We start from the raw sequence: 25999 nt of genomic DNA on the forward strand, positions 1-25999 counted from the left end.
ATGGCCATCCGGTCCGAGGCTCAGTCGCTTACATCGCACAAACTCTCCTCCGTGCAGATACAAGGGGCGGCGCCGACGGCGCGTCAATCGGGCAGTTAGCGGGACAGCGCCCCCTCGGGCCTGCGCGACCCGTTCACGGAAGCCGGTAGATTCTCGGGACAAGCCCGCGGATGACGCCGGTCAACGCATACCGGCATCCGAATTCCCAAAATCATATGCGATTGCCCTGCCCTCGTGGGGAGATGGGCCGATCTTCAGCGCTGCGCCAATCTCGCGCTCTCCACCGCGATGCCAAGCAGCGCCTGTCTCGCCAGCGCCACGGACAGGTCAGGCCGGCGCCTTGTCTGCAGCACGGCCTGATGCAGCCGGGTCAGCGCACGGGTAAGCGCTTCGCTGTTCCAGCGCTCCAGCGTCCTCTCCACCAGTTTGCGCCTGGCGAAAAAGACCGGCGGACGCGCGGCGGCGACGACGGACGCGGCGTTGCGGCCGCCCGATTCCATCTGGCCGCGCATCACCTGCATCTGCTGCAGCTGCCGCATCGCCGAGGACAACACCAGGAAGGGCGGGCCGCCACCCTGGCAATGGCGCGTGAAGGCGGTGTCGAAGTCGCCGACCTTGCCGTCGAGAATCGCATCGACGGCATCGTCGAAAGAGGCGCCGGAGACGTCGCCGGACAACGCCTTGATGTCGTCGAGGCCGATCTCCTTCTGGCCATGGGCGTAAAGCACCAGCTTGTCGATCTCGCCGCGCGAGGCCAGCCGGTCGCCGCCGAGGTTGCGGCGCAAAGCCTGGCGCGCTTCCATCGTGATGGTCATGCCGGCCTTGCGCAGTTCCTCGTCGATGATGGCTTCGATGTCGCGGACCTCGTCGGCATAGCAGGGCAGCGCCATGGCGTTGTCCGCCGCCTCGACGACAGCTCGCAGGCCGACACCTTTCTTCAGGTCGCCGGCCTCGATCAGGACGATGGCGTCGCGCGCTGGCTCCGCCGTCAGCGCCTTGACGTCGTCGGCCAGGGCCTTCTGACCGGTGGCGTTGCGCACCCACAGCAGCCGGCGGTCGGAAAACATCGGTACGGTGCGGGCCTCGTCGAGCAGCCGGCCCTCGTCGCGATCGACTTCGGAGCCTTCCAGCCGCACGACGGAGAAGGGATCGTCGAGCGCCAGGCCGGTCTTCGCGGCAAAGGCCTTCGCCCGCTCGGAGACCAGGCCGCGATCGGGGCCGTAGAGCAGGACGATCGAGATGCGCGGATCCGGCTTTGCCAGCCAACCGTCGACCTCGAATGCTTTCTTCTGTGCCATGGCAGGGTGGTTAGCACGATGCGCGCGCCGGGTGAACAAAGGTTGATGCCGGCAGCTATTTCTTGTCGTCGGGCGATTGCGGGAGGCGGTCAGGCTTGAGCAATGCGTCGGCGGCACCGAGGCGCTCGTAGTCCATCAATGCTTCGTCGAGGGAACTGTCCTTGTTGGCCGACCACAAGGTCACCAGGGTCAGATATCTGGCGAAGGCATTCTGTTCCGTCTCGTAAATCGCGCTCAGGCGAAGGTCAGCCCGGACGAAGCGGTCGAGTTCCTGTTTGATTGCGACATCGTTCTTCGCCAGCGATCCAACAGCCCATACGGCCGATGCTATCGTCATTTCGCGCATCATGTCTTCAGAGGGCTGGTTCCTGGGGCATCCGTATTTCCGGCAAGCGGCGATGGTCATGATGTTGGGGCGACCCGGAGCGGGGCCGCCGAATTTGCCCATGAGAAGCCCCATCCGGATCGCGTCCGCGGCCATTCCGTCACGGCTGTCGCGAAGATTCTCCAGGATATGATCCACGTAGGACAGGTCCCCTGTCGCCATATAGGCGCCGATCAGCAGATCATTGTCCAAAGGCACGGAGACAGGCCTCACGTCCTTCAGCAAAGTGGGGTTGCCCGATATGGCTCCCTCCAGCCCATGGGCCGACGCAAAACGCCGAGCTTCGTCGGCGAGGCCAGCCTTGCTCAAGGCGATGAAATAGGTGGCTGCCGCGCGATTGGAATGCACGGCATCGAGCAGGGTCCGACGCATCTGCGGCGAACTGTCGAACAACGCCGCGAAGAATCCGATGATTGCACCGTTCTCGATACCGGGCGGTGTTCGATCCAGGCTTGCGACCAGACGATCGAGGCAGCCGGCATCTTTCGTGCGATAGAAGATGCTCATGCAGTCATCCGATTGAGCGAATGCCTGTCGAGCGACTCCGACCAGTGACGCCACAATCGCGAATACGACGAAGATCTTCGATCTTCTCCTCATGTCCTGCCTCGCTCGAACGATACAGTCAGGATAGGATCGGCGGAACAGGCGGCGCAACCTTAATCGCCGAGCGTGGCGTTTGCCGCCTGTTGCGGCAACGCGCCTCCAACCATTCACCAAATTGCGCGCCCGCGCCCAACATCGACAAGAAATTTCGCGGACATATCTTCATCTTGGTGCGGGGACTGGATCGCTCGTCGCGGCCCGGGCCGGAGGCGTGCCGACGAAATTGGCACTGGTGGGGCGATATGCGAATATCCACATCAGGCAACATTGGAGGACTTGCGGTCATGGCCGATGCTGGGATGTTGCGGTTTCACGTTCCCGAGCCGGAAGTGCGGCCCGGCGGCACGCCCGACTTTTCCAATGTGACCATCGCCGAGGCCGGCTCGGTGCCGCGCCCGGACATCGAGGTCGATCCGCGCACCATCCGCGACATGGCCTTTTCGATCATCCGCGTGCTGAACCGCAATGGCGAGGCGGTCGGGCCGTGGGCCGGGCTGCTGTCCAGCGAGGAGTTGCTGGAAGGGCTGCGCAATATGATGACGCTCAGGACCTTCGACGCGCGCATGCAGATGGCGCAACGGCAGGGCAAGACCTCCTTCTACATGCAGCATCTGGGCGAGGAGGCGGTGAGCTGCGCCTTCCGCAAGGCGCTGGCGCCCGGCGACATGAACTTCCCGACCTATCGCCAGGCCGGCCTGCTGATCGCCGACGGCTATCCGATGGTCACGATGATGAACCAGATCTATTCCAACGAGGCCGACCCGCTGAAGGGCCGGCAACTGCCGATCATGTACTCATCGAAGGAGCACGGCTTCTTCTCGATCTCCGGCAATCTGGCGACGCAATACATCCAGGCGGTCGGCTGGGCGATGGCTTCGGCCATTTCCAACGATTCGCGCATCGCGGCCGCCTGGATCGGCGACGGTTCGACGGCGGAATCCGATTTTCACTCGGCGCTGGTGTTCGCCTCCACCTACAAGGCGCCGGTCATCCTCAACGTCGTCAACAATCAGTGGGCGATCTCGACGTTCCAGGGCATCGCGCGTGGCGGCTCCGGCACGTTCGCGGCCAGGGGCCTCGGTTTCGGCATCCCGTCGCTGCGCGTCGACGGCAATGATTATCTGGCCGTCCATGCTGTCGCCAAATGGGCGGCGGAGCGCGCACGCAGGAATCTCGGGCCGACGCTGGTCGAGTATGTCACCTATCGCGCCGGCGCGCATTCGAGCTCGGACGATCCATCGGCCTACCGGCCGAAAACCGAGTCCGACGCCTGGCCGCTCGGCGATCCGGTGGTGCGGCTGAAGAACCATCTCATCAAGCTCGGCGTTTGGTCGGACGAGCGACACGCGCAGGCCGAGGCCGAAATCCTCGACACGGTGATCGCGGCGCAGAAGGAGGCCGAAAGCCACGGCACGCTGCATGCCGGCGGCAAGCCGTCGACGCGCGACATGTTCGAAGGGCTCTATGCCGAGATGCCGCCGCATCTCAGGCGCCAGCGCCAGCAGGCGGGAGTCTGAGCCATGCCAAGACGGACCATGATCGAGGCCATTCGCGACGCCATGGACGTGTCGATGGGGCGCGACGAGAAAGTCGTCGTCTTCGGTGAGGATGTCGGCTTCTTCGGCGGCGTCTTCCGCGTCACCCACGGGCTGCAGGCCAAATACGGCAAGAACCGCTGCTTCGACGCGCCGATCAACGAATCCGGCATCGTCGGCTCCGCCATCGGCATGGCGGCCTACGGGCTGAAGCCGTGCGTGGAGATTCAGTTTGCCGACTACATGTATCCGGCCTACGACCAGCTGACGCAGGAGGCGGCGCGGCTGCGCTACCGCTCCAATGGCGATTTCACCTGCCCGATCGTGGTGCGCATGCCGACCGGCGGCGGCATTTTCGGCGGCCAGACCCACAGCCAGAGCCCGGAAGCCCTGTTCACGCATGTGTCGGGCCTCAAGACGGTGGTGCCGTCCAACCCGCATGACGCAAAAGGCCTGCTGATCGCGGCGATCGAGGATCCCGATCCGGTGATCTTCCTCGAGCCGAAGCGGCTCTACAACGGCCCCTTCGACGGCCATCACGACCGGCCGGTGACGCCCTGGTCGAAGCATGAACTCGGCGAGGTCGCCGACGGCCATTATACGGTGCCGCTCGGCAAGGCCGCGATCCGCCGGGCAGGCTCCGATGTCACGGTGCTTGCCTACGGAACCATGGTCTATGTCGCCCAGGCCGCGGCGGAAGAAACGGGCATCGACGCGGAGATCATCGATCTGCGGACCCTGCTGCCGCTCGATCTCGATACGATCGTGGCCTCGGTGAAGAAGACCGGGCGCTGCGTGGTCGTGCACGAGGCGACGCTGACCTCGGGCTTCGGCGCCGAGCTGTCGGCGCTGGTGCAGGAAAACTGCTTCTACCATCTGGAGGCGCCGGTGGCGCGCGTCGCCGGCTGGGACACGCCATATCCGCATGCGCAGGAGTGGGACTATTTTCCCGGGCCAGCCCGTGTCGGCCGCGCTCTCATCGAAACATTACAAACGTAGGAAATGGGGGCCTGAGATGGGCGAACACATCATCAAGCTGCCCGATGTCGGCGAGGGCGTCGCCGAGGCCGAACTGGTCGAATGGCATGTCAAGATCGGCGATGTCGTGCGCGAGGACACCGTGCTCGCCGCCGTGATGACCGACAAGGCGACGGTGGAAATCCCGTCGCCCGTCGATGGCGAGATCCTGTGGCTGGGCGCCGAGATCGGCGACACGGTGGCGATCGGCTCGCCGATCGTGCGGCTGAAGGTGGCGGGCGAGGGCAACGCGCCGGCGCAGGGCAGCGCCAAGCCGCAAACGGTGACGGCGGAGCCGCCGGCGAAACTGCCGACGCCGAAACCCGACACCGCTCCCCCGGTCGCGAAGGCGCCCGAGACCAGCGGCCCGGAAACGAAAGCCGCACCGGCCGCATCGAAGAATGCTTCGCGGCTTTCCGTCTCCGGCGCGCCGCGTCCGGAAGGCGAGAAGCCGCTGGCGTCGCCCGCCGTGCGCCTGCGTGCCAAAGAGGCGGGTATCGACCTCAGGCAGGTCGCGGGAAGCGGCCCGGCCGGGCGCATCGGTCACGAGGACATCGAGGCCTTCCTGGCGCGCGGGCCGCAGATGGCCAAGGCGCCGGGTCTCGTGCGCAACGAGGCGGTGGACGACATCAAGCTGGTCGGTCTCAGGCGCAAGATCGCCGAGAAGATGACGGTGTCGAAATCGCGCATTCCCCACATCACCTATGTCGAGGAAATCGACGTCACCGCGCTGGAGGCGTTGCGCGCCGCGCTCAACAAGGAGAAGCGCCCGGCCAAGGGCGGGGGCGACAGGCCCAAGCTGACGCTGCTGCCGTTCCTGATGCGGGCGATGGTCAAGGCGATCGCGGACCAGCCGCAGCTCAATTCGCTGTTCGACGACGAGGCCGGCATCATCCACCAGCATGGCGGCATCCATATCGGCATCGCCGCGCAGACGCCGACGGGGCTGGTGGTGCCGGTGATCAGGCACGCCGAGGCGCGCGACATCTGGGACTGCGCCGCGGAGGTCGCCAGGCTGGCCGAGGCGGCGAAGTCGGGAACGGCGACACGCGACGAACTGTCCGGCTCGACCATCACCATCACCTCGCTCGGCGCCATGGGTGGCGTTGCGACCACGCCTGTGATCAACCACCCGGAAGTGGCGATCATCGGCGTCAACAAGATGATGGTGCGGCCGCTGTGGGACGGCACGCAGTTTGTGCCGCGCAAGATGATGAACCTGTCGTCGAGTTTCGACCACCGGGTGATCGACGGCTGGGACGCGGCGGTCTTCGTGCAACGGATCAAGGCGCTGCTGGAAACCCCGGCGCTGATCTTCGTGGATTAGAGGGGATGACGGTCGCAAGGTCCCCCTCACCCGGATTGCCAGCCGAATTGCAAGAGCAATTCCGGGCAATCCGACCTCTCCCCGAGGGGAGCGGAGGTTGCCGAAGCCGGCGCCAGTCTCTTCTCCGCAACGGGGAGAAGGCGGCCGCGAAGCGGCCGGATGAGGGGGCCTTCGCCAGAAAGAGCGTGTCAACATGAAAGAAATCTCCTGCAAGCTGCTCGTCATCGGCGCCGGTCCGGGCGGATATGTCTGCGCCATCCGTGCCGGCCAGCTCGGAGTCGATACTGTCATCGTTGAAGCCGGCAAGCCGGGCGGCACCTGCCTGAATGTCGGCTGCATCCCGTCCAAGGCGCTTATCCATGCGGCGGAGGAGTTCGAGAAGGTCTCGCACATGGCCGGCGGCAAGAGCCCGCTCGGCATTTCGGTTGCCGCGCCGGTGCTCGACCTGGCCAAAACCGTCGCCTGGAAGGACGGGATCGTCAGCCGGCTCAACAGCGGCGTTGCCGGCCTGCTGAAGAAGGCCGGGGTGAAGACCGTGCAGGGCTGGGCGACGTTCCGCGACGGCAAGACCGTGGAGGTCGAGACCGAGACCGGCAGCCAGCTGATCCGGGCCGAGACGATCGTCATCGCCACCGGCTCGGCGCCGGTCGAACTGCCTTTCCTGCCGTTCGGCGGGCCCGTGATATCGTCCACGGACGCGCTGGCCCTGAACGAGATTCCGCGGAAACTGGCGGTGGTGGGCGGGGGCTATATCGGGCTGGAGCTCGGCATGGCCTTCGCCAGGATGGGCGCAGCGGTGACCGTGGTCGAGGGCTTGCCGCGCGTGCTGGCGCAGTATGATGCCGAGCTGACCCGGCCGGTGGTGAAACGGCTCGCCGCGCTCGGCATCGAGGTGATGACGGGCGCCAAGGCCAAGGGCCCGTCGACGAAGGGCGACGCGCTGCTGGTCGAGACATCCGACGGCAAGACCGCCAAGGTCGCCGCCGGCAAGATCCTGGTGACGGTCGGGCGCAGGCCGGTGACTGAGGGCTGGGGCCTCGACCAGATCGATCTCGACATGGCCGGCAAATTCATCAGGATCGACGACCAGTGCCGGACCTCGATGCGAGGCGTCTTCGCCATCGGCGACGTCACCGGCGAGCCGATGCTGGCGCACCGGGCGATGGCGCAAGGAGAAATGGTCGCCGAGATCGTCGCCGGCCACAAGAGAAGCTGGGACAAGCGTTCGATCCCCGCCGTCTGCTTCACCGATCCCGAACTGGTCACGTCAGGCCTGTCGCCGGAAGAGGCCAAGGCGCTCGGCGGCGAGATCAAGATCGGCATGTTCCCCTTTGCCGCCAATGGCCGCGCCATGACCAGGCTCGGCGAAGACGGGTTCGTGCGCGTCGTGGCGCGGGCGGACAATCATCTGGTGCTCGGCATCCAGGCGGTCGGGCAGGGCGTATCGGAACTGGCGGCTTCGTTCGGGCTGGCGCTGGAAATGGGCGCGCGGCTGGAGGACATAGCCGGCACCATCCATGCGCACCCGACGCAGGGCGAAGGGTTCCAGGAAGCCGCGCTCAAGGCGCTCGGCCACGCGCTGCATATCTAGCCCTTTCCTCTCCCCCGATCGACGGGGGAGAGGAAAGGCGCGCACCGATCAACGGGAGAAGGAAAAAGCGTTGGCGCTCCTCACCCCGCCAGCCGGGTCACCATATCGTGCTGGGCGTAGGCGCGGCCGAAGCGGTTGGCGAGGAAGGTGTCGAGCGCGATGTCTTCCTGCTTGACGAAACCGGTCGCCGGCAGCGAGCCGTCGGCCAGCATGTCGAGCACGGCGCAGATGCCGGACGCGGTGGTGATCTGGATGGCGCTGCGCACGCTCTGGCCGACGCGGCGCGAATAGATCTTGTTGGCGTAGGTCTCCTGCAGCAGGCGGCCTTGTCTGCGGCCCGAGACGGTGACGAAGACGATGACCACGTCCTGCAGCGTTGCCGGCAAGGCACTTTCGAAAATGTCCTTGAGCACATCGCGGCGGTGGCGCAGGCCGAGATCGTTGAGCAGTGCCTTCATGATGGCGGCATGGCCGGGATAGCGGATGGTGCGGTAGTTCAGCGTGCGGACCTTGCCCTTCAGCGTCTCGGCCAGCGTGCCGAGGCCGCCCGACGTGTTGAAGGCTTCGTAGGTGACGCCGTCGAGCGAGAATTCCTCGCGTTCCTCGAGCGGCGGCACTTCCACCAGCTCGCCCTCGACGATCGCCTCGCAAGGCTCGCAATATTCGTTGATGACGCCGTCGGTGCTCCAGGTCAGATTGTAGTTCAGCGCGTTGGACGGGTATTGCGGCAGCGCGCCGACGCGCATGCGCACGCTTTCCAGCGTGTCGAAGCGGCTGGCGAGATCATTGGCGACGATCGAGATGAAGCCCGGCGCCAGCCCGCATTGCGGAATGAAGGCACTCTTGCCCGACTTGGCCAGTTCCTTGACGCGGCGGGTCGAGACGACATCCTCGGTCAGGTCGAGATAGTGCACGCCGGCGGCGGCCGCCGCTTCGGCGATGCGCGTGGTGAGGTGGAAGGGGGCGGCACTCAGCACGGCGAACTTGCCCGCCAGCGCTGCTTCGAGCGCGCCGGGCGCGGCGATATCGAGTTCGAGCGTCTCGACTCCGGCGGGCACTTCCGCCGCGGCGAGCTGCGCGGCCGAGCGGTCGACCAGGGTGACACGGTAGTCACCGGTCTCGGCGAGCATTTCGGCGATGGTCGAGCCGATCTTGCCGGCGCCGACGATAACGATGTTCTTCATGATCAAGTGTACCCCTGCCAAAATTCGGTTAGATCAGAGAATCATCGCAGCTTGCCTGTCGAAAAGAAGCGTGAAATCCTGCAAAGTGAAACCTATCTTTAGGCAATCCGCCGAAGGAATTCGTCGAAATGCTCAGTGAAGCCGAACAAGCCCTGCTTTCCCTGCTGCGCGCCAACGCGCGCGCCTCGACGGCTGAGCTGGCGCGGCGGCTCGGCGTGTCGCGCACGACGGTGCAAAGCCGCATCGAGCGGCTGGAGCAGCGCGGCATCATCTCTGGCTATGGTGTCAGGCTGGCGCCCGACTACGAGCAGGGCCTGGTCAGGGCGCATGTGCTGCTCACCGTCACGCCCAAGCTGGCCGATACGGTTGTGCGCGCGCTGCAGGCGCTGCCGCCGGTCAGGACGCTGCATTCGGTCAGCGGCAATTTCGACATGATCGTCATCGTCGACGCGCCGTCGATCCGCGACCTCGACACGCTGCTCGACCAGATCGGTGCCATGGAAGGGGTCGAGCGGACGTCGTCGTCGATCATCCTGTCGACGCGCATCGACCGGTGACCCGAGGCCGCAACCGTCCTCCGGCACAGGCGTGCGACGAGGGAGATGCCGGGCCGCGAGGGCCCGGCTGCTCCGCCTACCTGGCGGGCTGGATGCCCGACACCAGCGACTTGCCCGACTTGGTCGAGTAGGTGACGATCACCTTCTCGCCGGCTTTCAACGTCTCGACCTCGATGTTTTCCGGCAAGCTCAGCGTCTTGCCGTCGGCCAGGGTTATGGCGTCGCCTTTGGCGTCGACACTGGCAATGGTGCTGGTGACTGTCCTGGCAAAGGCGGCCGTGGACATTGCCGCAGCGAGCATGGCTGCGGTGACGATGACGAATGTCTTCATGGTCATTCTCCTGATGGTTGTGGTCATGCCGGAACGGTCCGACTTCGATAGGGCCGGCTGTCACCGGCCGGCTTCCCTCCCGTCGAGGGAAGATGAACCGATCCTAGCGAGGCGAGTTTTCGAGCGGCTTGCCGGGGCATTACGGATGGGTAAGGCGGCGGGCGGGCACGTCGCGCGAGAAGAGCCCATGATTTCGCCGGCTAAGCCAGCGGAAAACTCACCACCACTGCCAGGCCGGGCCGGCAGTCCTCCAGCGTGATCGATGCGCCGTGCAGGTCGGCGATGGCCCTGACGAGGCTGAGGCCAAGGCCGCTGCCCGGCGTCGAGCGGCTGTGGTCCAGCCGGTAGAGGCGCTGGAAGACTTTTTCGCGCTCGTCGGCGGGAATGCCGGGGCCGTTGTCGGCGACGCCGGCGAGCACGCGGTCGCCCTGGCGCGTCACCGACAGTTTGATCGAGGTGCCGGGCGGACAGTGGCGCAGCGCGTTCTCGACCAGATTGGCGACCATCTGCGTCAACAGTTCACGGTCGCCATGGATCCGGCCAGCCGTCTCGTCGAGCCGTGGCGGCGACAGCGACTTGCCGTCATCCTCGGCCACGCCGGTGTAGATCTCGGCGATGGTCTGCAGGATCGCGCCGAGATCGACATCGGTGAAGCGCGCCTTGCGCGCGCCGGCCTCGATCTGGGCGATGCGCAGCAGCGCATCGAAGGTCTCGTTGATCTGGTGGCCCTCGCCGCGCGCGTCGGCCAGCTCCTCGGAGACGTCCTGGCGCCGCGCGGCCTTGTCGGCGGCGCTCTCCAGGATCATCTGCAGGCGGTTGAGCGGCGTCTTCAGATCATGGGCGATGTCGGCGCTGACCTGCTTCATGCCTTCCACCAGCGCCGACAGCCGGTCGAGCGCCGCGTTGACCTGGCCGGAGACGATGTCGATGTCGTCGTCCTTGCCGGTCAGCGGGATGCGGGTGCCGAGCCGGCCATGCGAGACGTCGACCATGGTGGCGGCGATGCCGTCGAGGCGGCGCTGGACGCGCGAGGCGAGCAGGGCGCCGCCGGTGACCGCGAGGCCGGTGATGATGAGGGTCGCCCAGCCGAAACTCATCAGCATGATCGTCTCCAGCTCTTCCGTCTCGGACAGGCTGAAGGCAACCGTCAGATTGTTGCCGCCGACCGAGCCGGTATAGGCGCGATACTCGGTGTCGGGAGGCAGGCCGGGCATTTCGGCGCCGAACATCGAGAAGCCGTCGGGAAGTCCGGCCGCGGTGAAATTGCCGGCCAGGCGGTTGCCGGCGGCGTCGGTCAGCGAGAAAAGCTGTTCCTTCTTCAGGCTGCGCGCGGAGTGGTTCTGAACCGTTTCCACCAGCTCGCGGGTGTCGTCGTCCGTATAGGTGGCGGCGACGACGGAGTAGGTTTCCTTGATGGTGTCGTCGAGCTGCTCGGCGAGGTCGGCGCTCATCATCTGGTAGACGATGGCGCCCGACAGCACGAAGGCCAGCATGAACAGGAAGGCGAATGTCAAAGCGAGCCGGAACGGCGTGCTGCGCAGCAGGCGGGTCCAGGTGGCGGTCATGCGAAGTTTGCGGTCATCGGCATATCGCGATCACTCGATGTCGCGATCATTGGGAGAGCGGCGCGTGCAGGCTGTAGCCGGTGTTGCGGATGGTGTGGATGAGCTGGGTCTCGAACGGCTTGTCGACCTTGGCCCGCAACCGGCTGATATGGGTCTCGACGACGCTGGTCTTGGGATCGAAATGGAAGTCCCAGACACGCTCCAGAAGCATGGTGCGGGTGATGACGCGACCCTCGCCGCGCATCAGCACTTCGAGCAGGCTGAATTCCCTGGGCTGCAGGTCGATCGGCTGGCCCTGTCTGACGACGCGCCGCATGATCAGGTCCATTTCGAGGTCGCCGACCCTGAGCACCGTCTTCTGCTCCTGCGCGGCAGGGCGCCGGCCGAGCGCGTTGATGCGGGCCAGCAGCTCGGAAAAGGCAAAAGGCTTGACCAGATAGTCGTCGCCGCCGGCCTCGAGCCCCTCGACGCGGTCGTCGATGCCGCCGACGGAGGTGAGGAAGATCGCCGGCGTGTGCACGCCTGCGGCGCGCACCGCCTTGACCATCGACAGGCCGTCGAGACCCGGGATCATCCGGTCGGCAACGATCACGTCGTAGCCGCCGCTGGTCGCGGCGAACAGCCCGTCATGGCCGTTGCGCAGGAGGTCGCAGACATGGCCGGCCTCGGTCAGGCCGCGCACGATATAGTCCGCCGTCCTGTGGTCGTCTTCGACGAGAAGTAATCGCATCTCTGTTCCGGTTGACTGCCGATATCGGGGACAGGCTATCACCGGCACGGGTTCGTTCCTAGGATGGTCGCAAGGCTGGGGATGGTCGCAAGGCCGGAGATGGTCGCAAGACTGGCAGCCGCCGCAGCCTAATCCGATTCGAGCAGGATCTCGTCGGCATCGTCGGCGGTCTTCTTCAGTGTCATGTAGAGGACGAGCGCGACGATGCAGCCGAGGAAGATCAGGCTGGTGAAGGTGGTGCCGAGGCCGAGGCCGCCATATTCGGTCGGCTGCGACAGAAAATCTCCGAAGGAGGCGCCCAGCGGCCGGGTCAGTATATAGGCGAGCCAGAAGGCCAGGATGGCATTGAGGTGAATGAGATACCAGGCAAGCGTGATGAGCACGATCACGCCGCCGAACAAAAGGCCGGTGGTGAGGTAGCCCATGTCGAAGCTTTCGACGACGAGGTCGCCGGCGGCGGTGCCGAGCGAGAAGGTGAAGAGGATCGCCAGCCAGTAGAAGATTTCGCGCCGCGTGGTGAAGATGGTGTGGATCGACAGCGTCCGCTCGGCCGCGTACCAGACCGCGAATGTCGCCGCAAGCAGCACGGAGAAGGCAATGGTCGTGGTCTGCAGGCGCACGCCGAAATTGTCGACGAGGTTGTCCGTGATCAGTGTGCCGACGACGCTGATCAGCACCACCGCCAGCCAGTAGGCCCAGGGCACGTAACGTTTCTGCGCGAACTGCAGGACGATGGCGACGACCAGGACACCGGTCATGATCAGCGAGGTGGCGGTCAGGCCGAGGCCGAGATTGACGGCGAGATAGTCGGCCGCCGTCTCGCCCATGGTGACGGCCATCAGCTTGATGAGCCAGAAATCGAGCGTGACATCGGGTACCCTGTTATGGGCCGGACCGACGGAATGGGTACTGGGCGCAAGCATGGCTGGGCTCCTCGGTGACGATAGGGATTACTTGCCCATGACCTTCATGGCCTGGGCGAAGAAATCGTCGGCGCGCTTGTCGTCGTCGGCGTTGCAGCGCTCGATGCCCTTGCTTTCCAGCTCAGACACCTTGGCCTTGTCGGCGGTGCCGAGCTTGGCTTGCGCCTCGGCGGCGCGCAGCGCCTTCAATGTCTCTTCGCATGGCGCTGTAGCGGCGGAAGCGGCGCAGATCGAAGCGGAGACGGCGAGTGCGGCCGCCGCCGCGGCAAAAGCAAATCTTTTCATGAAACTATTCCCTGTTCGATGTCGGTTTGTCTGTGCCGCAATAAAACCGCCCCTAAGTGGCGATCCGGCATCCAGACGATAGGGAAGCGACTTCACTGCAGCCTGTCCGGGGACATACAATTTCGTAAGAATGGCCACCTTGCCGCCAAAAGGACTTTACGGCGGGTTCGCGGTGCGCTGATAGAAGGCCACTGCCTTGTATCCGCCATCAATCTCATGCCCCAGTGCTCCCGGGCCGGCCAGAGCCCAAGGAAAACACCAATGACCTACGCGTCCCTCAAGCCGGCCTCACAGGCTTTCGTCCAGCGCAAGCGGCTGATCTTCATCCGCGTCGCGGCGGCGCTGGCGGTGCTATTCCTGTTCCTGACCAAACCGGCGCTCAACGAAGGCTCGGATGGCCACGAGACGCTCGAACTGATCGGCTTCTGCCTGGTGCTGATCTGCGTCGCCGGCCGGCTGTGGAGCATCCTCTATGTCGGCGGCAAGAAGAACGAGGAACTGGTCTCGACGGGGCCGTTCTCGATGAGCCAGAACCCGCTCTACTTCTTCTCGACGGTCGGCGCTGTCGGCATCGGCCTGCTCTACGGCTCGCTGGTGGCGGCCGCGGCCCTTGGCGTCGCCAGCTTCCTGATCTTCCGTGTCACGGCGCGCAAGGAAGCCGCTTTTCTCCTGGGCAAGTTCGGCCCGGCCTATAGCGCCTACATCAAGGCGACACCCCGGTTCTGGCCGAACCCGCTGCTCTACCGCGACAATGACGAGCTGCAGTTCTCCACCCGGGCGCTGAAGCGCACCTTCTTTGACGGGCTCTATTTCCTAGCCATCTTCCCGATCATCGAACTGGTCGAGTATTTCCGGGAAAGCGGGTTGCTGCCGGCTTTCCTCACGCTCTACTGAGCAGGTAAATTATCCGGCTAATCATCCCGAGCTTCACGCGGCGCTGCGGCTGTCGAGCAGCCGGTAATACTGGCTGAAGGCGAACACGCCGACCTTGCGCAAGGCGTGCAGGGCGTAACGGTCGGGCACGGTGACCGGGAACGGAAGGTCGGCCGGCGCGGTGCCCAGAGCGAGATCGGCGAGCAGCTTTCCGATCGTGGTGCAGGCCGCGACGCCGCGCCCGTTGCAGCCGAGCGCCGTGAACAGGCCTGGCGCCAGCATATGGATATGCGGCATCGTGTCCTTGGTGATCGCGACCTTGCCGCTCCAGACGAATTCGACCGGCGCGCCGGCAGCCTGCGGAAAGATGCGGGCAAGAGCCGCCTTGAGTGGTGCCGCGTCGTCCATGGTCGGGTTGTCGTCGACGGGCGAGCGTCCGCCCATGACCAGCCGGCCCTCGTGGTCGAGCCGGAAATAGAGCAGCAGCCGCCTGGTGTCGGCGACGCCCTGGCCGCCGGGCAGGATCGTGCCGCGCAGTGCCGGCGCCAGCGGCTGCGTGGCGATCTGGAAACTGCTCACGGGGATGACGGTCTGACGCAGGCCCGGCCACAGTTTCCCGGTATAGGCGTTGGTGGCCAGCACGACCTGTCCGGCACGGACCGATGTTTGCCCGAGATCGATCAGCCAGTGGTCGCCATCGCGACGCAGCCCAAGCGCCGGCGACCGCGCCAGCACGGTCGCGCCCTCGGAAATCGCAGCCGCCGCCAGCCCGCGCGCATAGCTCAACGGTTGCAGCACGCCGCCGCGAGGGTCAAACCAGCCGCCATGATAGGCGCCGGGCGCCGAGCCGGTGAGTTCGGCCATCTCGCCCGTATCGAGCAGGCGGGCCTCGACGCCCCTGGCGCGCCATTGCCGGAAGCGGGGTGCGACGATGTCCGAGAAGGGCCCCGGTCCGTGCGCGCCCTGGATCCAGCCGGTGCGCCGGGCATGGCAGTCGATACGGTACTTCCCGATGATGTCGAAGACCAGATCGCCGCCGGCGCCGAAGCTCCTGGTGATGGCCGCGCCCAGCTGCCTGCCGAATTTCGCCTCCAGCGTGTCGGGATCGTGTTTCAGCCCGGCGATGATCTGGCCGCCATTGCGCCCGGAGGCGCCCCAGCCGGGTTCGCTGGCTTCCACCACGACCACCTTCCGGCCGGCCCGCGACAGGTGCAGGGCCGTGCTGAGGCCGGTATAGCCGGCCCCGACAATGGCGACATCGGCCACGGCATCGCCATTCGCGCTGGCATAGGCCGGCGCGGGCGCGGCGGTGGCCGCCCACAGGCTGGCCGGCAAGGCCAAGGGTTGCTCAGCGTGCATGTCTTTCCCCAGTAAGTGATCGGTTGGCGCTGACGTGGCCCGGTGTTCCGGCATGGCCAATCCGGGATCGGCCATGCCGGCGACAGGGGTCACTGCAGCATCAGCTGGTTCCACTTTTCCTCATAGGCGATGGAGTATTTGTTGGCCTCGCCCTCGTTGAGGATCAGCATGTCCTTGATGTTGTCGGGGGCCATGACGAGGATTTTCTTCGTCTCGGCGTCGGCGCCCGATGTCGCGGCGGAAAGCACCGGGCCGTAGGTCTTGAGGTCGAGCAGCTTCGCCTGCTGCGCTTCGGCAAGCGCGAAGTCGATCGCCTGATGCGCGAGGTCGACATTGGGCGAGCCCTTGGGAATGACCCACCAGTTGGCCCAGGCGATGCCGTCCTTGTAGGTGAAGCCGACCGGCGCGCCTTCGGCTTCCGCCGCCAGCACGCGGCCGCTCCAGGCCGAGGACAGCGCCAGTTCGCCCGACGAGAGCAGCTGCGGCGGCTGCGCGCCGCTGCCCCACCAGACGCTGACATGCGGCTTCAGTTCCTTGATCTTGGCCATCGCCATATCGGCCTTCTCGGTCGTGTAGGGGAACACCTCCTCGCGCTTCAGGCCCGAGGCCAAGAGGGCGGCTTCGTAATTGTAGTAGAAGAAGCGGTAGAGGCCGCGCGGCCCGGGAAAGCGCTTCACGTCCCAGAAATCGGCCCAGGATTGCGGCCCGGCATCCGGGAAGGCGGTCTTCGACCAGGCCATGATTGTGGCGCCGGTCGAGGTGGCGATGCCGTTGGGCGCCACCCAGCCTTTGTCGAGCGCGGCGGCGTTGGGGATTTTCGAGACGTCGACCGGCTCCAGGAACCCTTCGCCGGCGCCCTGCCACACCGTGCGGCCGCCGACATCGACAAGATCCCATTCGACAGCCTTGGCCTGGACCATGGCCTTGATCTTGGCGGTCTCGGTCGGCGAGGTGTTGACCACCGGAATGCCCTTGAGCTGGCCGAACGGATCGATGAAGGCCGCCTTTTCGGCGTTGGACAGGGCGCCGCCCCAGGAGGTGAAGGTGAAGGGCCGGTCCGCTGCGCGGGCCAGTCGCGGAAGACCCGTCGCGCCGGCCAGCAGGCCGCCCGCTGCCGTCAGAAGGAAAGTACGCCTATGCATCGGCTTTCTCCGTTTTGGTGGGTTTGGATGGGGAATGGGGGACCGCGCGGACATGGCCCGGCTTCCAGGTGACATGCACCCTGGCCCCGGCCCGCAAGGTGCGGTCGGTTATCTGCCGTGCCGCGAGCGTCTCGCCGCTCTCGAGCCGCAAGGTGAGCTGCGTCAGTTCGCCGAGATAGATCACCTCAACGATCTCGGCGGCGACGCCCTCGCCATCGCGGCCGAGCTCGACATGCTCGGGCCGGATCAACAGCCGCGCCGGCTTGCCCGCCGCGGTGCCGGGAGCCGCATCGACGGCAATCGTCCTGCGGAACGCCTCGACATCGACCGAGGCCTGTCCGCCCGATGTCGAGAGGACGCGCACGGGCAAAAGGTTGGATTCGCCGATGAAGCCGGCGACGAAGGCGTTGACGGGACGATCGTAGAGGTCGTCGACCGTTCCCAGTTGCTGAATGCGGCCGCCGTCCATCACCGCGACGCGGTCGGAGAGCACCAGCGCCTCCTCCTGGTCGTGGGTGACGTAGATGGTGGTGCGGCCAAGCTTCTGGTGCAGCCGGCGCAGTTCGAGCTGCACCGAGCGGCGCAGCTGCTTGTCGAGCGCGCCGAGCGGCTCGTCCATCAAGAGCACGTCGGGCTCGATGACCAGCGCGCGGGCCAGCGCCACGCGCTGCTGCTGGCCGCCCGACATCTGCTGCACCGCGCGGTCGGCGAAACCGTCGAGCCGCATCAGCGACAGGATTTCGCCGACACGACGCGCGATCTCCGGCTTGGGCAGGCGCCGCACGCTCAAACCATAGGCGACGTTCTCGCCGACGCTCATATGCGGGAAAAGCGCATAGTTCTGGAACACCATGCCGATGTTGCGGTGACGGGCGGGCAGGCGGGTGACGTCGCGCTCGCCGATGCGGATTTCGCCCACGGTCGGTTCGACATAGCCGGCGGTGAGGTTGAGCAGCGTCGTCTTGCCCGAACCCGAGGGCCCGAGCAGCGTCAGGAATTCGCCCGGGTTGACGAGGAGGTCGGTCGGTTCCAGCGCCCTGAAGCTCCCATAATTCTTGGAGACGCCGGTCAGACGCAGCGACTGTCCCGATTGGATGGCGGTCATCGGCTCGGGCTCCCGGTCTTGCGGCTAAAGATTTGCGCCAGTGCGAACAGCACGATGGCAAGCGCGATCATCACGGTGGCGGCGACCGCGATGACCGGCGTGAATTCGAGCCGGATCGATTCCCAGATCTTCACCGGCAAGGTCTTGGAGGCGTAGCCGGCCATGAACACGGCGATGATCACCTCGTCGAAGGAGGTGATGAAGGCAAAGATGGCGCCGCCGACGATGCCCGGCGTGATGTTGGGCAAGGTGACGTCGCGGAAGATCCGCCATGGGCCGGCGCCCAGGCCGGCGGCGGCGCGCAGCCAGTTGTCGTCGACGGCGCGCAAGGCGATGCCGACATTGATGACGACGAAAGGCAACGCCAGTATGGCATGACCGAGGCTCATGCCCAGGATGGTGCCGGAGAGGCCGACATCGAGCGCGCTGCGGTAGAGCGCGACGGCCGTGACGATGACCGGCACGATCATCGGCGCCAGGAACAGGCCGGTGACCAGTGTGCGCCAGCGTCCGTCGATGCGGCGCAGGCCGATCGCCGCCAGCGTGCCGAGCGTCACGGCGATGACGGTCGCCAGCGTCGCGACCTCGACGCTGTTGATGAGCGAGGTGCGCCATTCCGGATCGGCGAGGAAGCGCTCGTACCAGACGCCGGACCAGGCGCGCGGCGGCAGATAGATGAAGCTCGCCTTGTTGAAGGAGGCCGGCACCACGGCCAGGATCGGCAGCACCAGGAAGGCGAGCACCAGGCTGGCGCCGGCATTGGCTGATACACGCAGCGGGAGCGGCAGCCTGTTCATCGCGCGAACAGCCCCCTCTCGATCGGCAGCAGCCTTGCGGTCAGCGCCATCAGCACCAGCACGATTGCCAGCAGCGCCAGCGAGCCGGCGGCGGCGAGCGACCAGGCCAGTCTGTCGTTGACGAAGCTGGCGATCAGCATCGACAGGGTGATGGCGTTCGAGCCGCCGAGCAGGGCCGGCGTGATGAAGAAGCCGAGCGACAGCAGGAAGACGAAGGTCGCGCCGCCGGCAAGACCGGGCACGCAGAGCGGCAGGTAGATGCGCCGGAAGGTGTCGGCGAGGCTGGCGCCGAGGCCGTCGCTGGCCAGCAACAGGCGGCGGTCGATGCGGACCATGGCGCCGTAGAGCGGCAGGATCATGTAGGGCAACAGAACGTGGATCATGCCGACCAGCACGCCGACATTGTTGAAGAGCAGCGCCAGCGACGCCTCGGTGATTCCGGTCGCCATCAAGAGACGGTTGATCGGCCCGTTGCGCTCCAGAAGCAGCATCCAGGAAAAGGTGCGCACCAGAACCGAAATCCAGAACGGAAACAGCACGCCATAAAGCGCAAGGCCGAACCAGACGCCCTCGAGGCGCGAGAGCACATAGGCGACCGGCCAGGCAAGCAGCACGCAAAGCGCCGTCACGATCACCGCGACGACAAAGGTGTTCCACATCACCTGGCGGTAGACCGCGCTTTCGGCGAGCACGCCGAAAGTGGCGAAAGGTCCGGCCGGATCGGTAAAGGCGAGCGAGAACAGCCTTGCCAGCGGCACCACGAACAGCAGCGCCAGCACGACCAGCGCCGGGCCGAGCAGGCATGCGGTCTCGACATGCCGGCGCGACATCACCGCACGCCCCTGCCGCGATCGCCGGACGAAGGCATCAGGCCACCTCGCTGAACACGGCCATGCCGCGCTTGCGGATCTGGCCGGCGACGACGACGCGCTGGATCTCCGACGTGCCTTCCCAGATGCGGTCGACGCGGATGTCGCGGTAGAGCCGCTCGACCGGGTTTTCGCGCATGTAGCCGCGCCCGCCCAGCACCTGCAGCGCCTTGTCGATGACGCGGCCGGCGGCTTCCGAACAATAGAGCTTCAGCGCGCTGGCATGGGCGTGCACGCGCTTGCGGTCGAGCCCGTGGTCGATCTCCCAGGCGACGCGGTAGAGCATCGACTTGGCGGCGAAGATCTCGACCGCCATGTCGGCCAGCATGAACTCCACGCCCTGGAAGTCTCGGATCGGTCGGTCGAACTGGTGGCGTGTGGTCGCATAATCATTGGCGATCTCGGCGGCGCGCGTCGCGGCGCCGACGGCATGCGAGGCGATCTGCAGCCGCGCCTCGACGAACCAGTCCTTGGTCAGCTCCAGCCCCTGGCCGATCCGGCCCAGCATCTTGTCCTCGCCTATCGCTGTGCCCTCGAAGCGAAGCTCGGCATGGTCGAAGGCGAAATTGTGCATGAATTTCGGCGAGCGCAGATGCACCATGTTGTTTACCGGCTTGTCGACGAGGAACAGGGTCGGCTTGTCGGGGTCGTCGTCGACATGGGCATGGACGATGGCGAAATCGGACGCGTTGTAGGAGGTGACGAACCATTTCTCGCCGGTGAGATGCCATTTGCCGTTCTTCAGCACCGCGCCTGTCTTGACGCGGCGCGGGTCGGAGCCTGCCTCCGGCTCGGTGATGGCGAAGGCGCCGCGGCGGTGCCCATGCGAGGACGGGATGAGATACTCCTGCTTCTGCGCCTGCGTGCCGAATTTCAGGCTGACCGGCGGGCGCCAGACGCAGCTCCACAGGCCGTTGGTGACACGGCCGAGCTGTTCCTCGATCGCCGTCTGCTCGACCATGGTCAGGCCCAGCCCGCCATTCTCCTTCGAATGGTTGATGCCGGCCAGGCCCCAGTCGCGCACCTCTTGCCGCACCGCCTCGCGGCGCTCCATCGGCAACTCGCCATGCTCGTCGGTGATCGCCTCCAGCGGCAACAGCACCTGGTCGCAGAAATCGCGGCCCTTTTTCGAGAGTTCCTTTTCGCGCGGGCTGAGGTCGAAATTCATGGGGATCCTCTAAAGCGATTCATCGTGTTGACGGCCGGCATGGCGGCCAAGCAGAAGCGCGTCGACGGCCATGCAGCCACGGTCGGAAACCATGAGCGGGTTGACGTCCATCTCGTCGATGAGGTCGCCGAGATCGGCGGCGAGCATCGAGAAGCGCGCGAGCGCGGTGGCGAGCGCCTGCCTGTCGGCGGGTGGGCGGCCACGGCCGCCGTCGAGCAGCGGGCCGGTCTTCAGCCGGCTTATCAAGGCGTGCGCCTGTTCGAGGCCGAGCGGCGGCAAGGCAACGGCGCGGTCCCTGAGCACCTCGATCCAGACGCCGCCGGAGGCGACGACCAGATAGGGTCCGAACTGCTGGTCGCGGATCAGGCCGAAGGCGATCTCGACGCCTTGCGGCGCCATCTCGGCGACAAGCACTTCCGGACCAAGGCGCATGGCCATATCGGCATAGGCATCCGCCAGCGCCGGTTCGTCGCCAAGGCCGAGGCGGACACCGCCGACATCCGACTTGTGCTGGATGCCGGGTACGGCGGTCTTGAGTGCAACGGGAAAGCCGATCTGGCGCGCGGCGGCGAGAACGTCATCTTGCGTGGCGGCCGCCATCACGCGCGGCGTGGCAATGCCGTAATCGGAAAGCAGCGCCAGCGCTTCGCTTTCGCCGAGGGGTTGGCGCCGGCCCAGGCGGCGGCGCCAGCGTTCGCGGACATCCCGCGCTACGGCGCGCGCGAATGTGTGGCTCGCGTCCCGGCGGTCGCGGAATGCCAGCAGGTTGCGGATGGCGTGCAGGCCTTCCTCGGTGCCGTCGATGACCGGCACGCCGGCCTCGGTCGTCGCCAGCGCCAGCGCGCGATGGTTGACCGTGGCGTAGTTGCTGACCACGGCCAGCGGCTTGCCGGTCTTGGCGCTGGAGCGGACGACGGCGCGGGTGAAACCCTCGGCGATGTAGGAACCGTCGCGTATGTCCTGGAACAGCACGCCGATGGCGGTGTCGGGATCGGCGAGCATGGCGTCCATGCATGCCTCGACATGGATTTCGAAATCGAGGCCCGAGCCCCAGACATCGAGCGGGTTTGCCGGCTGCAATCCGCTGTCGAGATGCAGCCGCAGACCCTCGCGGGTGTGCTCGGAGATCGCGGCGAACGGCACGCCGGCCCTGGCCGCCAGATCGGCGACCATTTCGCGCTCGCCGCCGGAATCGTGCAGGCTGGCCAGGCCACCCTTTGCCGCCGGCCGGCCGGCCGAAAACAGAGTGAGATTGGCGGCGAGCTGGTCCAGCGTGTCGACGCTGAAGACGCCCCATCTGTCGAACAGCGCCTCATAGGCGGCATTGTCGCCGGCGATCGCGCCGCTGTGGCTGGCGGCGAAGCCGGCACTGAGCTCGGTGCGCCCGACCTTCAGGGCGACCACCGGAATGCCGAGGCGGTCGGCCTTCTCCAGGCAGCGGGCGAAATCCTGCGGCCGGCGCGCCGTTTCGAGGAACAGGCCGATCACCGATGTGGCGGGCTGGTCGAGCGCCCAGTCGACATAGTCCGACGCCGTCGTCGTCAGTTCGCGGCCGCTGGAGACGCAGAGCTGGAATTTCAGCCGCTGGTCGTTATAGGCGAGCGCCGAGAAGGCCGAGCCGGACTGGGTGATCAAGGCGACGCCGCCGGGTTTCATCGGGAGATTGGCGGCGAAGCCGGAGACGCGCAGGCCGATCCCGGGGTTGCAGAAGCCCATGCCGTTGCCACCGCAAATGGCAATGCCGGCCTCGCGGGCGATGTCGGTCAGCCGGGCGGCGAGCGGGTCGTTGGCCGCACCCGTCAGGTCGCAGCTGGCGAAGATGGTGACCGCCCTGGCGCCGTGGCGCGCGGCGGCCAGCAGATTGTTTTCGAGATAGTCGTTGGCAACGCCCAGCACGACATGGTCGACCACTTCCGGCAGGCTCGCCAGATCGGGGAGGCAAGGCACGCCTTCCACCGCGTCATATTTCGGATTGATGGCGTAGAGCCGGCCGCGATAACCGTCCATCGCCGCCGCGCGCACCATGGTGTTGCCCGGCGTGTTGGGACGGACCGAGGCGCCGACGAAAGCGATCGAGGCCGGCCGCAGCAACGGATCGAGGCGGTGCCGCGTCTGTGTCATGCCGCCAAGCGCGGCGATGGTTCCGGCCAAATCCCTGCTCCCACGGCTTGTTCCCGAAGCCTCGTTCCGTCCCCGCCTCTTCAGTCCCGGCGGGGTTCGGCTGGCAACGACTATACGACCGGTAAACGATCGCGCACGCTCCGAATAGTCACGAGGCGATGATCTGTAGTCATGGGGGGGTCGGCCAGATGGCGACCTAGCCGGCGAGGATTTCCCGCTTCAGCACGGCCATTTCGTTGAGCAGCCAGTCGCGCACCAGTAGAGCCGGCTTGCGCAGCGGGCGCCGTGCCGTTGCCACCAGGTAATAGTGATCGCCGGTGCGCAATTCATGCCTGGCGCCCTTGACCAGCCCCTTCTGCAGCAGTTCGTGGGCTACGACATGCCACCAGCCGAGCGCCATGCCGCGGCCCTTGATCGCCGCCTGGATGACCAGCGTGTAATCGGAGAATGTCAAGCTGCGGCTGCCCGCCGGCTGCGGATAGTCGAATTGCTGGAGGTAACGCTGCCAGGGAATGCGCAGCGAGCCGGAGAGATGGGCAAGCGTGTGGCGGCTGAGGTCGGCGCAATCGTCGAGGCTGCCATGCTCGTCGAGATAGGCGGGACTGCAGACCGGCAGCACGACCTCCTCCATCAGCTCCCAGCTCTGTTGCTCAGCATTGGGCGGCTGGTTGTAACGGATGGCGAGATCGACATCCTCGATCGGCCCGGTCGGCTCGCCGCGCACCAGCTGGAAGCGCAGGTCGATGCCCGGGAACGACGCCTGGAAGCGGTCGAAGCGCGGCATGAACCAGTGCATGGCGAAGGCCGACGACAGCGACAGCGTCACGGTGCCGGCCTCGCCCTGGCGCGCCCTGATGTCGTCGAGCGCGATCTCGATCTGCTGGAAGCCGCTGCCGACGGCGCCATAGAGCAGGCGACCGTCGTCGGTCAGGTCGATGCCCGTCGGCGCGCGCACGAACAGCTTGACCTCGAGATGGCTTTCGAGCCGCGCGATCATGCGGCTGATCGCCGACTGGGTGACGTTGAACTCGCGCGCCGCGCTGGTGAAATTGAGATGACGCGCCGCCGCCTCGAACATGAAGATGGCGTTGGGGGACGGCAGAAGCTTGCGCAGGGTCATGGGCGCGGGTCCGTTTCGGGTCCGAAACTTCCGGGGAAGAAGGCGTGGAGATAGGCCCGGCAGGTGGCGCGTGCGCGCGTCCAGTCGGCTTCGCCTCGCCCGCCGCCGATCTGGCTGTCGATCCACAGCCCGTCGAACAGCGCGCTGAGCCCGCCGGCGATCAGGCTGACGTCGGCGGCCGCCGGTTCGGTGGCGGCAAGGGCGGCTATCAGCGGTTCCAGCCGCGCCAGATAGGCGCTGTTCAGGTCGCTGAAGCGGGCCCGGTAATCGGCATTGCGCGAGGTCTCGGCCCAGAATGCCGTCCACACGGCGATGTGCCTGTCGTCGGCGACATCGGAGCCGAGATCGAGGTCGATCAACGCTTCGAGCTTGCCGGCGGCATCCGCATGGGCGTCGCTGCGCGCGTGCCATGCCGCCCGGTATTCCTCGACCAGCGCGTCGAGCGATGCGAGCAGCAGCCGTTCCTTGCTCTCGAAATGGAACGAGACCAGGCCGTAGCCGCAGCCGGCCTCGCGCGCCACGTCGGCCAGCGTCATGCCCGGCAGGCCCTTGGCGGCGATGACGGTGATGGCCGCCTCGATCAGGCTCTGCCGTCGTCTGGCGACCTTCTCGGCATCGCGGGCTTTCCTGTCAGGGGTGCTCAATGGTGCTGGTTCTCCCTTGGAGCCATGTCGTATCCGGTTTTCGATCTGGCGGGTAATGTTTGGTGGATGGCGGGCGTCCAGTTCGCGAGATGCCGGCACCACCAACGTCGACACCTAATGGCTCTCCATGATCGGACGTGCTCCCCAGCCCCAAGGCGATTGCTCGCCCAGCCGGACGATCTTCATTGACTGATCAATCAGTCTACGGGATTATCCGCACGCCGCAAGCTTCTGGCCGGTCGTGCCGCAAACCAGACGGAGATCAACCCCATGCCAACTTCGCTGATGACCAGCAGCGCTGGTGTGGCAGTCTTCACCGCCGAAGACGCAGCCGTCTGGGCGGGCCTGGCTGCGGCGGTGCCGGCAGAGGTCGCCGATCGTCTGGCCGACCTGCGGAAGATCGCCGGCGTTACCGGCGTCGTGCAGTATAGCGTTGAAGGGCATGCTCTGGCGTTCGTGGTCGGCCAGAGGCGGCCGGCGGCGGCGATGATGCGGGTCGCATTGTTCTGGACCGGCGCCGTGACGGCCGACGGCCCGCTTCTGCTGGAGGCGCTGGAGAGGGAAGCGTCCGGGCAGGACGTGCTCTGCCTGCGCGCCGACGCGGCGACGGTTGCGCGCCTCGGCGGCCATTGGGAGCAGCGCGCCGGTTTCCTGCAACGCTGGATCGGCATCGAGCCGACGCGACGGCAAGAGCGCATCCCACCCTCGTGGCCGCAGACGGCGGGCTTCACCTGCGGGCCGTCGGCGCTTGCCATGGCGATGGCCGGGCTCGACCCGGCCCTGCCGCCGGACCGGGCGCTGGAGGTCGCGCTGTGGCGCGAGGCCACGACGATCATCGGTCCGAGCGGCCCGGGCGGCTGCGACCCTTACGGCCTTGCGCTGGCGGCGCACCGGCGCGGGCTGCGGGCGGAACTGTTCATGAGCAGCGCCGAGCCGATCTTCCTCGACCGCGCCGCCTCACAGGAAAGGCGCGGCTTGATGGAGTTCGTGCAGACGGGCTTCAAGCGCGAGGCCGAGGCCGCGTCGCTGCCCAACGAACCGCGCGCCTTTGCCATCGAGGAACTGGCGTTGGCGCTCGATCGCGGGCTGCTGGCGCTGGTGCTCATCGATCAGGCGCCGATGATGGGATACACCTGCCCGCACTGGGTGCTCGTCCACGGCCATGGCGAGGGGGTGTATTTCGTCAACGATCCCTGGATCGAACCGGACCGGCTCGAACAGGCGATGGATGTCGTCGATCTCCCGGTGATGGCGGCCGAACTCGACCGGATGGCCTGGTACGGCGACCCGGCCTATCGCGCGGCCGTGCTGGTCGGGCGACAACGCCTGAGGGATTAGCGGCAGTCGGGAAGGGCAAACGGTATCTCGTTACCGCAACCCGCCCGGCGCTCCTAGAGCGTTTCCTGCTTTGAGAGAATCGTAGGATTCCCAAATCAAGGTGTTTGTGATTCAAGATGCTGGCTGGAT

At 66.2% G+C, this 25999-nt stretch carries 24 protein-coding genes; 7 read left to right on the forward strand and 17 right to left on the reverse strand.

What is annotated here, in order from left to right; translation table 11 throughout:
• Positions 1-254: 254 nt before the first annotated feature.
• The gene (gene holA, locus FJ967_RS32785; protein ID WP_140736453.1) at positions 255-1298 is read right to left on the reverse strand and encodes a DNA polymerase III subunit delta; all 1044 of its coding nucleotides are present in this window, start codon (positions 1296-1298) and stop codon (positions 255-257) included.
• Positions 1299-1353: 55 nt separating this feature from the next.
• Positions 1354-2190 carry a hypothetical protein gene (locus FJ967_RS32790; protein WP_181176226.1) on the reverse strand — a complete coding sequence of 279 codons (837 nt, stop codon included), beginning with the start codon at positions 2188-2190 and terminating at the stop codon, positions 1354-1356.
• A gap of 383 nt (positions 2191-2573) precedes the next feature.
• On the opposite strand from FJ967_RS32790, the gene FJ967_RS32795 reads away from it, so the two are divergent.
• From FJ967_RS32795 to lpdA, 4 genes are all read left to right on the forward strand, one after another.
• Positions 2574-3806: a 3-methyl-2-oxobutanoate dehydrogenase (2-methylpropanoyl-transferring) subunit alpha gene (locus FJ967_RS32795; RefSeq protein ID WP_140736455.1), complete on the forward strand. Its 1233-nt coding sequence runs from the start codon at positions 2574-2576 to the stop codon at positions 3804-3806.
• Between the two features lie 3 nt (positions 3807-3809).
• Positions 3810-4823 carry an alpha-ketoacid dehydrogenase subunit beta gene (locus FJ967_RS32800; RefSeq protein WP_140736456.1) on the forward strand — a complete coding sequence of 338 codons (1014 nt, stop codon included), beginning with the start codon at positions 3810-3812 and terminating at the stop codon, positions 4821-4823.
• A 16-nt stretch (positions 4824-4839) separates the two neighbouring features.
• Complete coding sequence (locus FJ967_RS32805; RefSeq protein WP_140736457.1) at positions 4840-6168, forward strand: dihydrolipoamide acetyltransferase family protein; 1329 nt, start codon at positions 4840-4842, stop codon at positions 6166-6168.
• A gap of 193 nt (positions 6169-6361) precedes the next feature.
• On the forward strand, positions 6362-7759 hold the full coding sequence (lpdA, locus tag FJ967_RS32810) for a dihydrolipoyl dehydrogenase (RefSeq protein WP_140736458.1): 1398 nt from the start codon (positions 6362-6364) through the stop codon (positions 7757-7759).
• A gap of 80 nt (positions 7760-7839) precedes the next feature.
• Here lpdA and FJ967_RS32815 read toward each other — a convergent pair whose 3' ends face one another.
• Entirely contained in the window at positions 7840-8943 is a 1104-nt protein-coding gene (locus FJ967_RS32815; RefSeq protein ID WP_140736459.1) for a saccharopine dehydrogenase family protein, read from the reverse strand.
• A gap of 128 nt (positions 8944-9071) precedes the next feature.
• Here FJ967_RS32815 and FJ967_RS32820 point away from each other — a divergent pair, with 128 nt between their 5' ends.
• Complete coding sequence (locus tag FJ967_RS32820) at positions 9072-9500, forward strand: Lrp/AsnC family transcriptional regulator (RefSeq protein WP_140736460.1); 429 nt, start codon at positions 9072-9074, stop codon at positions 9498-9500.
• Positions 9501-9576: 76 nt separating this feature from the next.
• Here FJ967_RS32820 and FJ967_RS32825 read toward each other — a convergent pair whose 3' ends face one another.
• The 5 genes from FJ967_RS32825 to FJ967_RS32845 form a co-directional block, all read right to left on the reverse strand.
• Positions 9577-9831 carry a DUF1344 domain-containing protein gene (locus FJ967_RS32825; protein ID WP_246675485.1) on the reverse strand — a complete coding sequence of 85 codons (255 nt, stop codon included), beginning with the start codon at positions 9829-9831 and terminating at the stop codon, positions 9577-9579.
• Positions 9832-10031: 200 nt separating this feature from the next.
• Positions 10032-11396 carry an ATP-binding protein gene (locus tag FJ967_RS32830; protein ID WP_140736461.1) on the reverse strand — a complete coding sequence of 455 codons (1365 nt, stop codon included), beginning with the start codon at positions 11394-11396 and terminating at the stop codon, positions 10032-10034.
• Positions 11397-11442: 46 nt separating this feature from the next.
• On the reverse strand, positions 11443-12126 hold the full coding sequence (locus tag FJ967_RS32835) for a winged helix-turn-helix domain-containing protein (protein WP_140736462.1): 684 nt from the start codon (positions 12124-12126) through the stop codon (positions 11443-11445).
• A 128-nt stretch (positions 12127-12254) separates the two neighbouring features.
• On the reverse strand, positions 12255-13049 hold the full coding sequence (locus FJ967_RS32840; protein WP_140736463.1) for a hypothetical protein: 795 nt from the start codon (positions 13047-13049) through the stop codon (positions 12255-12257).
• Positions 13050-13076: 27 nt separating this feature from the next.
• On the reverse strand, positions 13077-13334 hold the full coding sequence (locus tag FJ967_RS32845; RefSeq protein WP_140736464.1) for a hypothetical protein: 258 nt from the start codon (positions 13332-13334) through the stop codon (positions 13077-13079).
• A 261-nt stretch (positions 13335-13595) separates the two neighbouring features.
• Here FJ967_RS32845 and FJ967_RS32850 point away from each other — a divergent pair, with 261 nt between their 5' ends.
• A complete protein-coding gene (locus FJ967_RS32850) occupies positions 13596-14228 on the forward strand; it encodes an isoprenylcysteine carboxylmethyltransferase family protein (RefSeq protein WP_140736465.1) in 633 nt (210 codons plus the stop codon).
• A gap of 33 nt (positions 14229-14261) precedes the next feature.
• On the opposite strand, the gene FJ967_RS32855 is transcribed toward FJ967_RS32850, so the two are convergent.
• The 9 genes from FJ967_RS32855 to FJ967_RS32895 form a co-directional block, all read right to left on the reverse strand.
• Positions 14262-15566, reverse strand: a complete 1305-nt coding sequence (locus tag FJ967_RS32855) for an FAD-binding oxidoreductase (RefSeq protein WP_140736466.1) — start codon at positions 15564-15566, stop codon at positions 14262-14264.
• Positions 15567-15655: 89 nt separating this feature from the next.
• A complete protein-coding gene (locus tag FJ967_RS32860; protein WP_181176227.1) occupies positions 15656-16708 on the reverse strand; it encodes an ABC transporter substrate-binding protein in 1053 nt (350 codons plus the stop codon).
• Entirely contained in the window at positions 16701-17813 is a 1113-nt protein-coding gene (locus FJ967_RS32865) for an ABC transporter ATP-binding protein (protein WP_140736468.1), read from the reverse strand. The genes FJ967_RS32860 and FJ967_RS32865 overlap by 8 nt, the downstream gene beginning before the upstream one ends.
• Positions 17810-18610 carry an ABC transporter permease gene (locus FJ967_RS32870; RefSeq protein WP_140736469.1) on the reverse strand — a complete coding sequence of 267 codons (801 nt, stop codon included), beginning with the start codon at positions 18608-18610 and terminating at the stop codon, positions 17810-17812. The genes FJ967_RS32865 and FJ967_RS32870 overlap by 4 nt, the downstream gene beginning before the upstream one ends.
• A complete protein-coding gene (locus FJ967_RS32875) occupies positions 18607-19440 on the reverse strand; it encodes an ABC transporter permease (protein WP_140736470.1) in 834 nt (277 codons plus the stop codon). Before FJ967_RS32875 ends, FJ967_RS32870 begins: the two co-directional genes overlap by 4 nt.
• A gap of 37 nt (positions 19441-19477) precedes the next feature.
• A complete protein-coding gene (locus tag FJ967_RS32880) occupies positions 19478-20647 on the reverse strand; it encodes an acyl-CoA dehydrogenase family protein (RefSeq protein ID WP_140736471.1) in 1170 nt (389 codons plus the stop codon).
• Between the two features lie 9 nt (positions 20648-20656).
• Entirely contained in the window at positions 20657-22798 is a 2142-nt protein-coding gene (locus FJ967_RS32885; protein WP_140736472.1) for an acetate--CoA ligase family protein, read from the reverse strand.
• Positions 22799-22964: 166 nt separating this feature from the next.
• Entirely contained in the window at positions 22965-23888 is a 924-nt protein-coding gene (locus FJ967_RS32890) for a LysR substrate-binding domain-containing protein (RefSeq protein WP_140736473.1), read from the reverse strand.
• Entirely contained in the window at positions 23885-24532 is a 648-nt protein-coding gene (locus FJ967_RS32895) for a TetR family transcriptional regulator C-terminal domain-containing protein (RefSeq protein ID WP_181176228.1), read from the reverse strand. The genes FJ967_RS32890 and FJ967_RS32895 overlap by 4 nt, the downstream gene beginning before the upstream one ends.
• 270 nt (positions 24533-24802) lie before the next feature.
• On the opposite strand from FJ967_RS32895, the gene FJ967_RS32900 reads away from it, so the two are divergent.
• Positions 24803-25870, forward strand: coding sequence for a peptidase C39 family protein (locus tag FJ967_RS32900; RefSeq protein WP_140736475.1), 1068 nt, complete (start codon positions 24803-24805; stop codon positions 25868-25870).
• Positions 25871-25999 lie beyond the last annotated feature (129 nt).

The organism is Mesorhizobium sp. B2-3-4 (assembly GCF_006442315.1).
Lineage (GTDB): Bacteria > Pseudomonadota > Alphaproteobacteria > Rhizobiales > Rhizobiaceae > Mesorhizobium.

Coding starts and splice junctions, on each gene's coding strand:
- holA (WP_140736453.1), bottom strand. CDS start 1,298: ATGGCACAGAAGAAAGCATTCGAGGTCGACGGTTGGCTGGCAAAGCCG.
- FJ967_RS32790 (WP_181176226.1), bottom strand. CDS start 2,190: ATGAGCATCTTCTATCGCACGAAAGATGCCGGCTGCCTCGATCGTCTG.
- FJ967_RS32795 (WP_140736455.1), top strand. CDS start 2,574: ATGGCCGATGCTGGGATGTTGCGGTTTCACGTTCCCGAGCCGGAAGTG.
- FJ967_RS32800 (WP_140736456.1), top strand. CDS start 3,810: ATGCCAAGACGGACCATGATCGAGGCCATTCGCGACGCCATGGACGTG.
- FJ967_RS32805 (WP_140736457.1), top strand. CDS start 4,840: ATGGGCGAACACATCATCAAGCTGCCCGATGTCGGCGAGGGCGTCGCC.
- lpdA (WP_140736458.1), top strand. CDS start 6,362: ATGAAAGAAATCTCCTGCAAGCTGCTCGTCATCGGCGCCGGTCCGGGC.
- FJ967_RS32815 (WP_140736459.1), bottom strand. CDS start 8,943: ATGAAGAACATCGTTATCGTCGGCGCCGGCAAGATCGGCTCGACCATC.
- FJ967_RS32820 (WP_140736460.1), top strand. CDS start 9,072: ATGCTCAGTGAAGCCGAACAAGCCCTGCTTTCCCTGCTGCGCGCCAAC.
- FJ967_RS32825 (WP_246675485.1), bottom strand. CDS start 9,831: ATGAAGACATTCGTCATCGTCACCGCAGCCATGCTCGCTGCGGCAATG.
- FJ967_RS32830 (WP_140736461.1), bottom strand. CDS start 11,396: ATGACCGCCACCTGGACCCGCCTGCTGCGCAGCACGCCGTTCCGGCTC.
- FJ967_RS32835 (WP_140736462.1), bottom strand. CDS start 12,126: ATGCGATTACTTCTCGTCGAAGACGACCACAGGACGGCGGACTATATC.
- FJ967_RS32840 (WP_140736463.1), bottom strand. CDS start 13,049: ATGCTTGCGCCCAGTACCCATTCCGTCGGTCCGGCCCATAACAGGGTA.
- FJ967_RS32845 (WP_140736464.1), bottom strand. CDS start 13,334: ATGAAAAGATTTGCTTTTGCCGCGGCGGCGGCCGCACTCGCCGTCTCC.
- FJ967_RS32850 (WP_140736465.1), top strand. CDS start 13,596: ATGACCTACGCGTCCCTCAAGCCGGCCTCACAGGCTTTCGTCCAGCGC.
- FJ967_RS32855 (WP_140736466.1), bottom strand. CDS start 15,566: ATGCACGCTGAGCAACCCTTGGCCTTGCCGGCCAGCCTGTGGGCGGCC.
- FJ967_RS32860 (WP_181176227.1), bottom strand. CDS start 16,708: ATGCATAGGCGTACTTTCCTTCTGACGGCAGCGGGCGGCCTGCTGGCC.
- FJ967_RS32865 (WP_140736468.1), bottom strand. CDS start 17,813: ATGACCGCCATCCAATCGGGACAGTCGCTGCGTCTGACCGGCGTCTCC.
- FJ967_RS32870 (WP_140736469.1), bottom strand. CDS start 18,610: ATGAACAGGCTGCCGCTCCCGCTGCGTGTATCAGCCAATGCCGGCGCC.
- FJ967_RS32875 (WP_140736470.1), bottom strand. CDS start 19,440: ATGTCGCGCCGGCATGTCGAGACCGCATGCCTGCTCGGCCCGGCGCTG.
- FJ967_RS32880 (WP_140736471.1), bottom strand. CDS start 20,647: ATGAATTTCGACCTCAGCCCGCGCGAAAAGGAACTCTCGAAAAAGGGC.
- FJ967_RS32890 (WP_140736473.1), bottom strand. CDS start 23,888: ATGACCCTGCGCAAGCTTCTGCCGTCCCCCAACGCCATCTTCATGTTC.
- FJ967_RS32900 (WP_140736475.1), top strand. CDS start 24,803: ATGCCAACTTCGCTGATGACCAGCAGCGCTGGTGTGGCAGTCTTCACC.